Source organism: Microbacterium sp. XT11, from assembly GCF_001513675.1.
In the GTDB taxonomy this organism is placed as follows: Bacteria; Actinomycetota; Actinomycetes; order Actinomycetales; family Microbacteriaceae; genus Microbacterium.
Genome location: NZ_CP013859.1, coordinates 1,161,958 through 1,176,118 on the forward strand (window position 1 = coordinate 1,161,958; position 14,161 = coordinate 1,176,118).

Here is a 14,161-nt window from a genome sequence, read left to right on the forward strand (position 1 = left end):
TCACTGGGAGCATGAACACCAGCCGCTCTCTGCGACAGCGACGCCTCGTCTTCCTGCTCGGCACCGCGCTGATCGCCGTCATCGCCATCGGAACCCTCATCGTCGCGGGGCAGCAGTCCTCCGCCCGTGCCTCGTCGGCAGGCCCGTCGTTCACCGACACCGAGCTGGGCGAGGACGACGGCCTCATCGACGAGGCCGACCGCGTGTCGGTCTTCGACGACACCCCGGCCGTGTCGAACCTCGATCCCGCGCTGCTGTCGGCCTTGCGTGACGCGGCGACGGTAGCGGAGGCCGACGGCGTGCGCATCCACGTGAACAGCGGCTGGCGTTCACCGGCGTATCAGAACGCCCTGCTCGCGGATGCCGTGCAGAAGTACGGCTCCGCGGAGGAGGCCGCGCGATGGGTGGCGACGCCCGAGCGCTCAGAGCATGTGTCGGGTGACGCCGTCGACCTCGGGCCGGTGGCCGGACAGGACTGGCTCTCGCGCCACGGCGCCCGGTTCGGTCTGTGCCAGATCTACGAGAACGAGCCGTGGCACTTCGAGCTGCGTCCGGCCGCTCCCGCGAATGGATGCCCCGTGATGTACGCCGATCCGACCGCTGATCCGCGGGTCGAGCGATGACCGCGGTGCTCGTTCCGGCGTCGCTGTCGCGCATGCACGCACCGACGCTGGAGACGCTGCCCGGTGCGGTGGCGCGGAACGTCGAGCGTGTGCGCGCGGTCACGGATGCCGCCATCATGGCGGTCGTCAAGGCTGATGGCTACGGACACGGAGCGGTCGCTGTCGCCCGGGCGGCCGTCGGGGCAGGGGCGACGTGGCTGGGGGTGACGGATGCCGCGGATGCGGGTGAGCTCCGCGCCGCCGGTCTCGACGTGCCGATCCTCGCGTGGCTCAATCCCTCCGGCGTCGATGCCGCGCAGGCCGCGGCCGACCGGGTCGACATCGCGGTCGGGTCGGTCGCGGAGCTGCGTCAACTGGCCGCGGATGCCGTCGCGCCGCTGCGCGTGCACCTGCATATGGACACGGGGATGTCGCGGGGCGGCTGCCCGCTCGACGACTGGGCCGAGCTGCTCGGCACGGCGCGGGCGGCGCGAGGCCGGATCGAGGTCGTCGGCGTCATGGGGCATCTGCCGCGCGCCGATGAGGCCGACCCCGGTGCGAACGCAGCGGCGGTGCTGCGCCTTCGGCAGGCGCGCGATGCGGTGCTGCGTGCCGGCTTCGGTCCGCTGCTCCTGCATCTCGCGGCGACCGCGGGCGCCCTCACCGACCCGGCGACGCATTTCGATCTCGTGCGCGTGGGGGCGGGACTGGTCGGCATCGATCCGTCGGAGACCGTCGCCCTGCACGGTGCATCGCGTCTCACCGTCCCCGTCGTGCACTCCTCGCGGGTGCCGGCGGGCACGCCGGTCGGGTACGGCGGCACGCATGTGACGGCGGCCGCGACGCACCTGGCCGTGCTGGGTGTCGGGTACGCCGACGGCATCCCGCGGGAGCTGACGGAGGGAGCGGGTGTCGAGATCGGGGGGTCGCGGCATCCGATCGTGGGGAGGGTGTCGATGGACCAGATCGTCGTCGACACCGGCGACCGTGCCGTTCCGCGCGGCACGGTCGCCACCGTTTTCGGCCCCGAAGGAGGGCCGGTGCCGAGCGTGCACGATTGGGCGCGCTGGGCGCGGACCATTCCGCACACGATCGTGACGGGCATCGGCCCGCGCGTGCAGAGGAGCAGAGGATGACGAGGGTGCTGGTGATCGGCGGAGGGCAGAACTCCGAGCATGAGGTGTCACTCGCCTCGGCGGCCGCGGTGACGGCGGCGCTGCGTGAGGTCGGCCATGACGTGCGTGGCGTCACGATCTCGCGGGAGGGGGTGTGGGATGCCGCGCCGGATGCCGGAAAGGCGGGGCCTCTCGCGGCGGCGATGCCACTGCTCGCGTGGGCCGAGGTCGTGTTCCCGGCCGTGCACGGAGCGCCGGGGGAAGACGGAGCCCTTGCGGCGCTGTGCGCGCTCGCGGGAGTGCGGGTCGTGGGATCGGGCCTTCGCGCCAGTGCTCTCGGCATGGACAAGCATGCGACGAAGCTGGTGGCAGCGGCGGCGGGCATCGCGACCGCGCGAGGGCGGGTCGTCGCGGCATCCGACATCGGAGACGTGGAGTTCGGCGGCCCGGTCGTCGTGAAGCCGGTGTCGGCAGGGTCGAGCTACGGGGTCTCGCTCGTGCGCCGGGAGGAGGAGCTGCTCGACGCGCTGCGGACGGCGGCGTCGTTCGACCGGCGGGTGCTCATCGAAGAGGTCGTGCGGGGGCGCGAGATCGACGTGGCCGTGCTGCGTGAGTCCGGGGGTGTGCGATGGGCGGCTCCGCCTCTCGAGATCCATGCGTCGGGGCTGTTCGACACGGCCATGAAGTACGACGGCACCGCACGGTTCAGCGTGCCCGCGGCGCTCTCATCGGCGGAGACCTCGGCGCTCACCCGCGCGGCCATGACGATGTTCGACGCGCTCGGCTGCGCCGGCGTGGCGCGCATGGACTTCTTCCTCACCGAGCAGGGACCGGTTCTGAACGAGGTGAACACGATGCCGGGGCTGACGGCGCAGTCGCAGGTGCCGCGCATGTTCGCCGCGGCCGATGTCGCGTACCCCGAGCTCGTGGACCGTCTCGTCCGGGCCGCGGTCGTGCCCGGGGCGGGGTCGTGATCGACCGAGGGCGACAGGGGTGGCCGGATGTGGCCAAGGGCGTGTGCATCATCCTCGTCGTGCTCTGGCACGTCGTCACGAAGCACGCCATCGAGGTGCCCGGAGCGGGCGCGGTCACGAGCGTCTGGGCCACCCTGAACGCGCAGCTGCTCCCCCTGCGGATGCCGCTGTTCTTCGTCATCTCCGGGATGTTCGCGACGCGCGCTCTGACCGCGACGGACCGGGCTGACTGGCGACGTCGCGCGCTGCGGCTGGCCGCGCTCTACGTCGTCTGGGTGCTCATCCAGACGTTCGCGCTCGCCCCCACGCCGGAGTTCGACACCGCGCGGGCGACGGATGCCGGTGAGCTGCTCGCGCAGCTGACGTTCAGCCCGACGAACCTCTGGTATCTGCTCGCCCTGGCGGTGTACCTCGCGGTGGGGCGGATGGCGCGGTCCGTGCCGACCGTGGTGCTGCTGCCTGTCGCATTCGCGGTGTCGGCGGTGGGGGCATCCGGCGTTCTCCCCGACCTCGGCAACCTGTGGCAGGTCGTGCAGAACGTGTTCTTCTTCCTCGCCGGAGTGCGGCTCCGCGCGTTCGCCGAGCGCCTTGCCGTCGGGAGCGGCGCGCTCACGGTCTTCATGCTCGGTGCGGCATATGCGGGACTCGCAGCGGTGGTGGGCGTGCTCGGGCTGCGCCACTGGCCGGCTGTCTGGCCGCTGCTGTCGCTGGTTGCGGTAGGATTCGGCATCACGGTGTGCGCCCTGCTCGACCGCAGAGCGGAGGCAATAGCGCGCCCGCTGCGGTGGCTCGGCCGTCGCACGCTGCCGATCTATGTCATCCACATGATCCCGCTCGCGCTTCTCGACGCTGCCCTCCGTGCGAGCGGCCTGCGCACCACCCCGGTGGTCGAAGCCGTCGCTCCGGTCGTGCTCACGGCCGTCGTGATCGCGCTGTGCCTCGCCGCGCATGCGGCATTGGTGCGCCTGCGGCTCGGTGTGCTGTTCGATCCGCTGCTCGCAGTCGGATGGGTGCGCGCGCGCCGCTCGGCTACAGCCGGTCCATCGCCGTCACGGTGACGACGGCGGCGCCCTCCTCGTCGGATGCCGCGAGGTCGACGGTCGCGGAGATCCCCCAGTCGTGGTCCCCGGCGGGGTCGTCGATGATCTGCCGAACGGTCCACTCGCCCGAACCCTCGGTGATGAGCAGCATCCGTGAGCTTCGCGCATCCGCACCCGTGAGGATCTCGTCGTGCTCGGCGAAGTAGGCGTCGAGCGCGTCGTTCCACCCGTCGGCGCCGAGATGCGGATCGAGCTCGGCGAGCGCGTCGACATCTTCCCTGGCGGCGAGCTGCACCCGCCGGAACAGCTCGTTGCGAACCAGCACACGGAACGCGCGCACGTTGCTCGTCAGGCGCGTGGGCGCGGGAGGCACCACCGGGCCGTCCTCGTGGTCGACAGGGCGGCCGCTGACCAGCTCCTCCCACTCGTCGAGCAGGCTCGAGTCGACCTGGCGCACGAGTTCGCCCAGCCACTCGATGAGGTCGCGGAGGTCGTCGTCCTTCAGGTGCTCCGGAATCGTCTGCGATGCCGCACGATAGGCGTCCGACAGGTAGCGCAGCACGACGCCCTCCGAGCGCGCGACCTTGTAGAAGGCGACGTATTCCCCGAACGACATGGACCGCTCGTACATATCGCGCACCACGGATTTCGGATGCAGCTCGAAGTCGCGGATCCACGGCTGCGCGGCGCCGAACGTCTCGAACGCGGCGCCGAGCAGCTCATCGAGAGGCTTCGGATAGGTGATCTGCTCGAGCAGCTCCATCCGCTCCTCATACTCGATCCCCTCCTGCTTCATCGCCGCGACAGCCTCGCCGCGCGCCTGGAACTCCTGCTGGCTGAGCACCGCCCGGGGGTCGTCCAGGGTCGCTTCGACGATGGAGATCATGTCGAGCGCGAAGCCTGCGGAATCGGGATCGAGAAGCTCGAAGGCCGCCAGCGCGAACGGCGACAGCGGCTGGTTGAGCGCGAAGTTCGGCTGCAGGTCGACGGTGAGCCGGATGTCGCCGGCATCCGTGCGCTCCACTACCCCCGACTCGAGCAGCGTGCGGTAGATCGCGATGGCCCGCAGTGCGAGCTGCCGCTGGCGTGCGCGCGGCTCGTGGTTGTCGAACACGAGCCTCCGCATGCTCCCGAACACGTCACCGCCGCGAGCGATGACGTTGAGCATCATGGCGCTGGTGATCTGCATGTGCGACGTCAGCGTCTCCGGCTCCGCGTCGACGAGCTTGCGGAACGACGGCTCGCCCCACGACACGAAGCCGTCAGGCGCCTTCTTGCGGATGATCTTGCGCTTCTTCTTGGGGTCGTCTCCGGCCTTGCGGATCGCCGCCAGGTTCTCGGTCTCGTGCTCGGGAGCCTGCGCCACCACGGTCCCGGCGGTGTCGAACCCCGCACGACCCGCGCGCCCGGCGATCTGATGGAACTCGCGTGCGGTGAGCTGACGCATCCGCGTGCCGTCGAACTTGGTGAGCGCCGTGAGCAGCACCGTGCGGATGGGCACGTTGATGCCCACGCCGAGCGTGTCGGTGCCGCAGATCACCCGTAGCAGCCCGCGCTGGGCCAGCTGCTCGACGAGCCTGCGGTACTTCGGCAGCATCCCCGCGTGGTGCACGCCGATCCCTGCGCGGAGGAACCGCGACAGCGTCTTGCCGAACGCCGTCGTGAAGCGGAACCCGCCGATGAGCTCGGCGATCTCGTCGCGCTGCTCCCTGGTCGCGATCTTCGTGCTCGACAGCGCCTGTGCGCGCTCCATGGCCGCCGCCTGCGAGAAGTGCACGACGTACACCGGCGCCTGCCCCGTGTTCAGCAGGTCGTCGATCGTCTCGTGGATGGGCGTCGTCTCGTAGAAGTAGTGCAGCGGCACAGGGCGCTCGACGCCGGTGACGGATGCCGTCTCCCTCCCTGTGCGTCGGGTGAGGTCGGCGGCCAGGCCGCTCACGTCGCCGAGGGTCGCCGACATGAGCACGAACTGCGCCTGCGGGAGTTCCAGCAGCGGCACCTGCCACGCCCAGCCGCGGTCGGGGTCGGCGTAGAAGTGGAACTCGTCCATGACGACCTGCCCCACCTCGGCATCCGTACCCTGCCGCAGCGCGAGGTTGGCCAGGATCTCGGCCGTGCAGCAGACGATCGGCGCGTCAGCGTTGACGGAGGAGTCGCCGGTGACCATGCCGACGTTCGCGGCGCCGAAGATGTCGACGAGCGCGAAGAACTTCTCGCTCACCAAGGCCTTGATCGGGGCGGTGTAGTACGAGCGGCGCCCGGCTGCCATGGCCGCGAAGTGCGCCCCCACGGCCACGAGCGACTTCCCCGTGCCGGTCGGCGTCGAGAGGATGAGGTTGTGCCCGGAGACGATCTCGATGAGCGCCTCGTCCTGCGCCGGGTACAGGCGGATGCCGGTCGACTCCGCCCACTCGACGAAGGCCAGGTACACGGCGTCCGCATCGGATCCGCCGGAAAGCACTGAGGGGTCGAGGGGCACCCTTCGATCATCCCCCATACGGCCGAGGTGCAGAGGCTTCGGTAGAGCGATATGATGAAACCATCATTTGATGGAGTGAGAACGGGGGGACGGTGGTGCTCGACGATCTGAACCGGCCCCTCTACGAGGTCAAGGCGGGACTGTTCAAGGGACTGGCGCACCCCATCCGCATCCGCATCCTGGAGGTCCTCTCCGCCGCACGGGAGGCATCGGTGTCCGACCTGCTCGACGTCGTCGGCCTCGAGGCCTCGCACGTGTCGCAGCACCTCGCCGTGCTGCGACGGAACCGCCTGGTCTCCTCTGAGAGACGAGGAAGCCTCGTCTACTACCGGCTCGCGTACCCCGAGGTCGCCGACCTGCTGCGCGTGGCGCGCACGCTGCTGGGGGAGATCCTCGAGACCACCCAGCGGCAGCTGATCGAGACCGGAGGGCTCCCGGCAATCCCGGGCCGCGCATGAACCCGCTGACACTGGTGCCGTCGGCATCCGACTACGGCGACGTGCCTCGTACGTGGAAGAGCGATCTGCTGGCGGGCGTGACGGTCGGTATCGTCGCGCTTCCGCTCGCCCTGGCCTTCGGGGTCAGCTCGGGGGCCGGCGCGGAGAGCGGACTGGTGACCGCGATCGTCGCGGGCGTCGTCGCCGCCGTCTTCGGAGGCTCGAACGTGCAGGTCTCCGGACCCACCGGGGCGATGGTGGTCGTGCTCGCGCCGATCCTTGCAGAACGAGGCACCGGTGCCCTTGCCACCGTGTGCCTGCTCGCCGGTGTGCTCGTGCTGCTCGCCGGTGTGCTGCGGCTGGGGCGCACGGTCGGCTACATCCCGTGGCCGGTGATCGAGGGATTCACCCTCGGCATCGCGATCATCATCTTCCTGCAGCAGGTGCCCACGGCCACGGGAACGAGGACAGGAGAGAGCACCAACGCCGCGATCGCCGCGGTGGAGGCGCTCAGCACGGCCGTGTGGCCGAAGATCGGCTGGTCGCTGCTGCTCGTGATGATCGTCGTCGTGGTGATGATCGGCTCCCAGCGACTGCACCCGCGCTTCCCCGCTTCGCTGCTGGCGATCGTCGTGGCCTCCGTCGCCGGTCTCGCGATGCCGGTCGACCGCATCGGGGAGCTTCCGGCCGGCCTGCCCGCACCCTCCCTGCCCGCGCTCGATCCCGCCTCTCTGCTCGCTCTCGCCGGCCCCGCGGCGGCGGTCGCCGCTCTCGCGGCGATCGAGTCGCTGCTGTCGGCCCGTGTGGCCGTCACGCTGGCCGACACGGGTCCGTTCGACGCCGATCGCGAGCTGGTCGGGCAGGGTCTGGCCTCGCTCGTTGCCGGGCTCTTCGGCGGGATGCCGGCCACCGGAGCGATCGCCCGGACCGCCGTGAACGTGCGCGCGGGGGGCCGCACCCGCATCGCGGCCGTGACGCACAGCCTGCTGCTGCTCGCGATCGCCCTCGTCGGCGCGTCCGTCGTCTCGCACATCCCCCTGGCGGCTCTCGCCGGGGTGCTCATGGTCACCGCGTGCCGCATGATGAGCCCGTCGACCGTGCGCACGGTGCTGCGCTCGACGCGGTCGGATGCCGTGGTCTTCTGCCTCACCGCGGTCATCACCGTCAGCGTCGACCTCATCTACGCCGTGCTGATCGGCCTGCTCGCCGCCGGCTTCTTCGCGCTCAGACAGCTCGCCCGCACGAGCGGGGTGCATCGAGAGGAGCTGCCCGGTGCCGTCCAGGCGGGCGACGAGCGCATCGCCCTCTTCCGGCTCGAGGGAGCCCTGTTCTTCGGTGCGGCAGAGCGGATGCTGGAGCGGGTGAGCGCTCTGCGCGACGTGGAGGTCGTCGTGATCCGGATGTCGCAGCTGCAGATCCTCGACGCGACCGGCGCCCAGGTCATCACCGAGCTCATCACCTCGCTGGAGCGCCGCGGCATCACCGTTCTGGTCAAGGGGATCGCCCCGCAGCACCGCGGCGTGGCGGAGCGGGTGGGGGTGCTCGCCTCGCTGCGGCACCAGAACCATCTCTTCGACGACCTCGACGCGGCGGTCGCGCACGCGCGCAGCCACGTGAAGAGAGCGGCGGCCTGACCCCGTATGCCGAATGATGACCCCCGACGGAGGTCAACCAGTATTCCGGCTTGGCGACGTGCCTCGGACCTTCGCCAAGATGACTCCGGGGAACGTCTTCTGGGGAACTCAATCGAACAAGAGGCGCGATCATGGCCGAGAAGTGCGCGCCGACGGCGACGAGCGACTTCCCCGTGCCGGTCGGCGTCGAGAGGATGAGGTTGTTCCCGGAGACGATCTCGATGAGCGCCTCGTCCTGCGCCGGGTACAGGCGGATGCCGGTCGACTCCGCCCACTCGACGAACGCCAGGTACACGGCATCCGCGTCGGAGCCGTCTGGCAGGGCGGCGGGGTCGAGGAGCATCCTTCGATCATCCCCTACTCACGAGCCGACCCGGTTCCGCAGGAGGCGGTCAGCCCTGCCGACGCACCATCTCGGCGATCCAGAGGGGCGCGAACGGCGACGTGCAGCCCGGAGCCGTCGGATAGTCCGCGAGCACCTGCAGCCGCTCTCCGATACCGACGGCTCGATCGCGGAGCGCCGGATGCCGGATGCCGATCTGCGCCAGCGTCTCGTTCATGGCCCACTGCGTGCGCGGCGTCGCATCGCGCATGTCGCGCTCGATCTCGTCGAGGAGAGCATCGAGGTCGAGGCCGTCGGGGCTCTTCACCACGCGCACAGCCGTGAGGGCCCAGCCCGCCGCGGCGACCGTGTCGTCGGCGTCGTCCATCCACCGTTCCCGCTGCGCTTCGGCGTGCGGAGACTTCTTCAGCACGTAGTTCACGAACCAGTCGTTGACCTTGGGCGGCTGCGTCTCGCGCAGCATCCGGTCGAGCTCGTCGGCCGTGAACCGGGCGGGGGCGCAGACCAGCAGCGCGAGCAGCCGTGCACCGGTCTCGCCCGTCGACCACAGCTCGCGCGCGAGCTCGTGATCGGTCTTGATGGTCTTCGCCAGCGCGCGCAGGCGGCTGAGGTTCATGCCGTGGTCGTCGCCGCGCTTCTCGTTCGCCGCGCGCATCTTCGGGTCTTCGAGCGCGGCGATGGCTGCGAGTGCGTCGTCGAGCGTCATGTGACCAGGCTAGCCGCGCCGCGTCGCGGTCTCAGGGTCCTTTCGCAGCGGACGGAGTCCCCGATCTCGACGCAGGAGAACATCGTTTGCGCGATTCGGCAGACACGAGGCATCCGGCATGGCAGGGTTGCAGAGAGGGAGGGCGCGGAAGCGCCATGTGGAGGGGTTCACAGTGAACAGGTTCTTTCAGCGATCCGTCGGGCTCGCCGTCATTCTGGTGGTGCTGCTCGCGGCCGCGCTGTTGACCTGGGGCATCGTCGTGACCGACCCTCCCTCGTTCTGGCACCCGGTGCACCTGACGCTCGCGGGAGTCTGGCAGGTGATGTACAGCGCGGAGCTCCCGAACGTCGGCATCATGGCCGCCGCCGTCGGCATCGCGCTGCTCATGGTGCTGTTCGTGGTGGTGGGCGAACGCGTCGTCGCGAGCCGATACCGTCGCGCCGGCAGCGAGGTGACGAAGCTCACCCTCGCGCCCCGCGCCGTCATGGAGCGCACGCGCGGTGTGTTCGGCGGACCCGTCACCGTGACGGTCCTCATCCCCGCGCACAACGAGGAGCGATCCCTCCCCGCCACCCTCGTCTCGCTCACGAAGCAGACGACCCCGCCCGACCGCATCATCGTCGTGGCCGACAACTGCACCGATCGCACGGTCGAGGTCGCGAAAGCACACGGCGTCGACGTCTTCGAGACGGTCGGCAACACGCACAAGAAGGGCGGTGCGCTGAACCAGGTCCTGCGCGACCTGCTGCCCCGGCTCGGAGACAACGACACCGTCATGGTGATGGACGCCGACAGCCAGATCGGTGACGACTTCCTCACGGCGGCCGTGCGACGCTTCACCGACGACCGCGCGCTCATGGCGGTCGGCGGTCTCTTCGAGGGGGAGGAAGGGCACGGGCTGCTCGGGCAGTTCCAGCGCAACGAGTACATCCGCTACCGGCGCGAGATCCAGCGTCGCCGCGGCCGGGTCTTCGTGCTCACCGGCACCGCGTCGGTGTTCCGCGCCTCGGGGTTGCGGGCCGTGGCGGATGCTCGAGGCAGTGAGCTGCCGGGGATCAAGGGCGACGTCTACGACACCTTCGCCCTCACCGAGGACAACGAGCTCACCATCGCGCTGAAGTCGCTCGGCGCGCTGATGATCTCGCCCATGGAGTGCACGGTCGTCACCGAGCTCATGCCGACCTGGCGGATGCTGTGGGCGCAGCGCCTGCGCTGGCAGCGCGGAGCGCTCGAGAACCTCGGTGCGTACGGCCTGACGCCGCAGACCCTGCGGTACTGGGCGCAGCAGGTCGGCATCGGCTACGGCGTGCTGGCACTGTTCTCGTACTTCGCGCTCCTCGTGCTCATGCTGCTCGCGATGGACACCTGGGTGTGGTTCCCGTTCTGGCTCGGCATCGGCGTGCTCTTCGCGATCGAGCGGGTCGTCACGGCCTGGCGGGGCGGGTGGCGTGCGAGGTTCGTGGCCGTGCTCGTGTTCCCTGAGCTCGTGTACGACTGCTTCCTCGACCTGGCGTTCCTCAAGGGCGTGTTCGAGATCGCCTTCGCCCGCAGCGCGACCTGGAAGCATGTCGACCACGGCGCGGCGGCATCGGTCGTCTCCGCGGACTCCGCCCCGGCCTCCAGCGCCGCGAGCGCCTCCAACGCCCCGAGCGCCTCCAGCGCCCCGAGCGCCTCGATGGGTGACGCGTCATGATCCACACCGGCATCCTTCTTCCGCAGGAGTGGCTGCAGACCGAGTGGTTCAGCGTGCTGGCGACCTTCGTCGCGATCAACACCCTGATCTACGTCGTCCTCGGCATCGTCAAGATCGTGCCGAAAGTGCGCGTGCGGCGCGCATACCGCGGGGCGAGCAGGCGGTCAGAGACCAGGAGCATCCACCCCGATGCTCCGGTGTAGGTCTGAGAGCAGCTCACCGATCTGATCGACAGGCGTCGGCATGCCGAGATGATAGCCCTGGCCGTAATCGAAGCCGAGCGCGATGGCGCGCTCGACATGCTCGGCATCCGCCACGCCCTCGACGAGCACGCCGGCACCGGCCTCTCGCGCCGCCGCCAGCAGGCTGTCGAGCCGGGCGCGTGCGTCGCGGTCTCCGGCCGGTTGCCAGAACAGCCCCCTGTCGATCTTCACCACGTCGGGCCGCAGCCTGGCGATGCGCGTCTCGTCGGCGCAGACGGCACCCGCGTCGTCGACGAGCAAGCCGCCGCCGAGCGCAGTGACCCGCTCACGCACGGCCGCGAGATCGGCCTCCGTCTCGCCCTCGGTGATCTCCACGCCCCAACGCCGCGTGACGGGAGCGACGACCGCCGCGAGCTCTTCGCGGAGCACGGTCGCACCCGACGCGTTGACCGTGACCGACATGCCCTCCGGGAGCTCCGGCGTGATCGCGACGGCCTGAGCGATGAGCAAGAGCTCCAGCTCTTCTCTCACGCCCAGCTCCTCGGCGTGCGCGAGGTACGACGGCGGCGAGCCCCCGTCGTCGAATCGCGCGAGCGCCTCGAAGCCGACGACCGCCCAGGATCGCAGGTCGACGATCGGCTGAAAGACGATGCGGGCGTGCGGGAATCCGTCGAGGGGTTCGACAGCAGCTGCGGTCCCGCGAGTGGTCACGGTTCACCTTATAACTCGACCCGCAATATATCCCGTACCCTGGATGCCGGGGAACGCGCACCTGGGGAGGATGCATGGTCGTTCAGGGGATTCAGGCATCGGATGCCGAAGATCTGCGCTGGCTGCGATTCGGCTGGCTGAAAGCGGTACGGGAGCGGACGTCGACCTTCTCGGTTGTGACGGCGACACTGCTGCTGTACTTCGGCGTGCTCGGCGTCTTCGAGCTCTTCGAAGCCGACCTCACCGTGTTCGAGCGGCTTCTGTCGTGGGGCATCCTCGCGGTGTGCCTCGGGCTGTTCGCGACTGTCGCGCTGTTCGCGGTCGAGCTTCCCGCATGGTCGGGGATCGCGCTCGTCGGCGCTCACGCGCTCGTGTCGGTGTACTACCTCGGGTTCTCGGACGAGCGCCAGAACGCGATCGCCGCCTTCCAGGAACTGCCCATCATGGCGATGTACTTCTCGTGGTTCTATGCCGCGAAGCTGGCGCGCATCGGCATGCTCGTCATCATCGTCGCGGTGGGCGCCGCCACTGCGGTCGGGGATTTCACAGGACCCGGCGGCCTGCTCGGCCCGGTGAACATGGTCGGCGCCGCGCTGTTCACCTGGATGTGTCTCGAGGCCGGCATCTTCATGCGCCACCGCGTGCGGCTCGAGTCGCACTCCGACGAGCTGACCGGCACGCTGAACCGCCGCGGCTTCGAGGCAAAGGCCGCAGCCGAGATCCGGCGCGCGCTCCGCCACGACCGTCCGCTCAGCATCGCGCTGCTCGACCTCGACAAGTTCAAAGACGTCAACGACGGAGCCGGGCATGCTGCGGGCGACTATGTGCTGCGAGCAGTATCGGCGCAGTGGATGTCGATGTCGCGCTCGACCGACATCGTGGGCAGGCTCGGCGGCGACGAATTCGCCATGCTGCTTCCCGAGACGGATGCCGACGATGCTGCTGCCCTCATGCTGAGGCTGCGCCGGTTCGCGAGCCATCCGTGGTCGTGGGGCGTCGCGCAGTTCCAGCCCGGCGATACGGTCGAGTCGCTGCTGCACCGCGCCGACCAGGCCATGTACGACGACAAGAGAGCGTGAGCCGGGGCCCTGCGTGCTCAGGGCTCACGTGTCGCCGACCAGTTCGCCGCGGATGCGACGCAGGTCTTCCATGAGCGAGCCGATCAGGATCCAGTGGCCGGATGCCGGCGGGGTGATCACGAGCGGCGAGGTGAGGGCAGGGATCGCCGAGGTCAGGGCGTCGGGCTCCGGAGCCACGTCGGCGATCTGCACGGCGAGGCGCACGTCGTGGCCTGCGCGGCGCAGCTGGTCGGCGATGGCATGCACCGCGGGCTCCTGGCCGATGGTGTCGTCGTAGTGATCGAAGTAGGCGCGGGTCATGCCGATGGTCTGCGTGACGATGGGCGACAGCCGATCGAGGAGCGCCCGCATCTCGCGCAGCTGCGCACGGTGCGCGGCGCTGCGCGGGTTCAGCGTGAGTGACTCCTCTCCCGCCGCGATCGACGCGGCTGCGGCATCCTTCATGGGCCGCAGCAGCCGCACTTCGACCATGAGCTCCTGCAGCTTCTCGGGAGTCTGCGGGTGGGGGAGCGCCGCCGCCAGCCGGTCGAGGCTCGCGGCCAGCTCGCTGCCGAGCAGCCCCAGGTCGCGGCGAGCGGGAGCGGTCAGCACCGGCGGCACGATGAGGGCGTTCACGACGATGCCGATCGCGACGCCGATCAGCGTCTCGACGATGCGGGCGACGGCGTACTCGGGCGTCGACGACCCCAGGGCGAGCACGAGCATCGCCGAGATCGCGACCTGGTTGCCCGTTCCGGGCGACGCGCGGAACGCCCACGCGGCGAGCATCGCGACGACGACCGCGAGCAGCACGATCCAGCCCGGTGAGCCGAGCAGCCAGCCGAGTCCGAGCGCGATGACCACGCCGGCGATCACGCCGATGCTGCGCTCGAGGGCCTTAGAGAGCGACTGGTTGACGCTCGGCTGCACCACGAGCAGGGCGGCGATCGCGGCGAACACCGGAAGCTGCGCGGGGAACACCCATCCCGCGATGAGCCATGCCGCGATCGTGGCGGCGGCCGACTTCACCACCTGCAGCAGGGGTGAGCGCCGGGCGGCCCGGATCGCGACGGGGATGCGCATGCCACCACGCTACTCGGGCCTGATGGGCATCTCGGGTGCGCCTATCGCTCAGTGATGGATTCGTTCCTCACGCGCCGGCGGAG

At 69.9% G+C, this 14,161-nt stretch carries 13 protein-coding genes and 1 pseudogene; 9 read left to right on the forward strand and 5 right to left on the reverse strand.

Annotated elements, in window-relative coordinates; genetic code table 11:
- The first annotated feature begins 11 nt into the window (after positions 1–11).
- Genes AB663_RS05465 through AB663_RS05480 form a run of 4 tightly spaced genes read left to right on the forward strand, consistent with a single transcriptional unit; the run spans position 12 to position 3,749 of the window.
- A complete protein-coding gene (locus AB663_RS05465) occupies positions 12–623 on the forward strand; it encodes a M15 family metallopeptidase (RefSeq protein WP_067196515.1) in 612 nt (203 codons plus the stop codon).
- Positions 620–1,738, forward strand: a complete 1,119-nt coding sequence (gene alr, locus AB663_RS05470; RefSeq protein WP_067196517.1) for an alanine racemase — start codon at positions 620–622, stop codon at positions 1,736–1,738. Before AB663_RS05465 ends, alr begins: the two co-directional genes overlap by 4 nt.
- Positions 1,735–2,691, forward strand: coding sequence for a D-alanine--D-alanine ligase family protein (locus AB663_RS05475; protein WP_067196519.1), 957 nt, complete (start codon positions 1,735–1,737; stop codon positions 2,689–2,691). The genes alr and AB663_RS05475 overlap by 4 nt, the downstream gene beginning before the upstream one ends.
- A complete protein-coding gene (locus tag AB663_RS05480; RefSeq protein ID WP_083511129.1) occupies positions 2,688–3,749 on the forward strand; it encodes an acyltransferase family protein in 1,062 nt (353 codons plus the stop codon). The genes AB663_RS05475 and AB663_RS05480 overlap by 4 nt, the downstream gene beginning before the upstream one ends.
- Here AB663_RS05480 and AB663_RS05485 read toward each other — a convergent pair.
- Positions 3,721–6,228: a DEAD/DEAH box helicase gene (locus tag AB663_RS05485; protein WP_067196523.1), complete on the reverse strand. Its 2,508-nt coding sequence runs from the start codon at positions 6,226–6,228 to the stop codon at positions 3,721–3,723. The genes AB663_RS05480 and AB663_RS05485 overlap by 29 nt on opposite strands.
- A 77-nt stretch (positions 6,229–6,305) precedes the next feature.
- On the opposite strand from AB663_RS05485, the gene AB663_RS05490 reads away from it, so the two are divergent.
- Together AB663_RS05490 and AB663_RS05495 are read left to right on the forward strand one after the other, a co-directional pair.
- Positions 6,306–6,668, forward strand: a complete 363-nt coding sequence (locus AB663_RS05490) for an ArsR/SmtB family transcription factor (RefSeq protein ID WP_083511327.1) — start codon at positions 6,306–6,308, stop codon at positions 6,666–6,668.
- A complete protein-coding gene (locus tag AB663_RS05495; protein WP_067196527.1) occupies positions 6,665–8,281 on the forward strand; it encodes a SulP family inorganic anion transporter in 1,617 nt (538 codons plus the stop codon). Before AB663_RS05490 ends, AB663_RS05495 begins: the two co-directional genes overlap by 4 nt.
- Before the next feature lie 130 nt (positions 8,282–8,411).
- Here the strand turns inward: AB663_RS05495 and AB663_RS17740 are convergent.
- Both AB663_RS17740 and AB663_RS05500 read right to left on the reverse strand, forming a co-directional pair.
- Positions 8,412–8,624: pseudogene (locus AB663_RS17740) on the reverse strand (hypothetical protein); the annotation flags it as partial.
- A gap of 49 nt (positions 8,625–8,673) precedes the next feature.
- A complete protein-coding gene (locus tag AB663_RS05500; RefSeq protein ID WP_067196529.1) occupies positions 8,674–9,330 on the reverse strand; it encodes a DNA alkylation repair protein in 657 nt (218 codons plus the stop codon).
- 172 nt (positions 9,331–9,502) lie between these two features.
- Here AB663_RS05500 and AB663_RS05505 point away from each other — a divergent pair, with 172 nt between their 5' ends.
- The gene (locus tag AB663_RS05505) at positions 9,503–11,023 is read left to right on the forward strand and encodes a glycosyltransferase family 2 protein (RefSeq protein WP_232304649.1); all 1,521 of its coding nucleotides are present in this window, start codon (positions 9,503–9,505) and stop codon (positions 11,021–11,023) included.
- Positions 11,020–11,226 (forward strand): CobW-like GTP-binding protein, encoded by a 207-nt coding sequence (locus tag AB663_RS05510; RefSeq protein ID WP_232304650.1) that lies wholly within the window; start codon positions 11,020–11,022, stop codon positions 11,224–11,226. Before AB663_RS05505 ends, AB663_RS05510 begins: the two co-directional genes overlap by 4 nt.
- Here AB663_RS05510 and AB663_RS05515 read toward each other — a convergent pair.
- Positions 11,188–11,937: an EAL domain-containing protein gene (locus tag AB663_RS05515; protein ID WP_067196531.1), complete on the reverse strand. Its 750-nt coding sequence runs from the start codon at positions 11,935–11,937 to the stop codon at positions 11,188–11,190. The genes AB663_RS05510 and AB663_RS05515 overlap by 39 nt on opposite strands.
- A 74-nt stretch (positions 11,938–12,011) precedes the next feature.
- On the opposite strand from AB663_RS05515, the gene AB663_RS05520 reads away from it, so the two are divergent.
- On the forward strand, positions 12,012–13,016 hold the full coding sequence (locus tag AB663_RS05520) for a GGDEF domain-containing protein (RefSeq protein WP_067196533.1): 1,005 nt from the start codon (positions 12,012–12,014) through the stop codon (positions 13,014–13,016).
- 24 nt (positions 13,017–13,040) lie between these two features.
- Here AB663_RS05520 and AB663_RS05525 read toward each other — a convergent pair whose 3' ends face one another.
- Positions 13,041–14,078, reverse strand: a complete 1,038-nt coding sequence (locus tag AB663_RS05525; RefSeq protein ID WP_067196535.1) for an FUSC family protein — start codon at positions 14,076–14,078, stop codon at positions 13,041–13,043.
- Positions 14,079–14,161 lie beyond the last annotated feature (83 nt).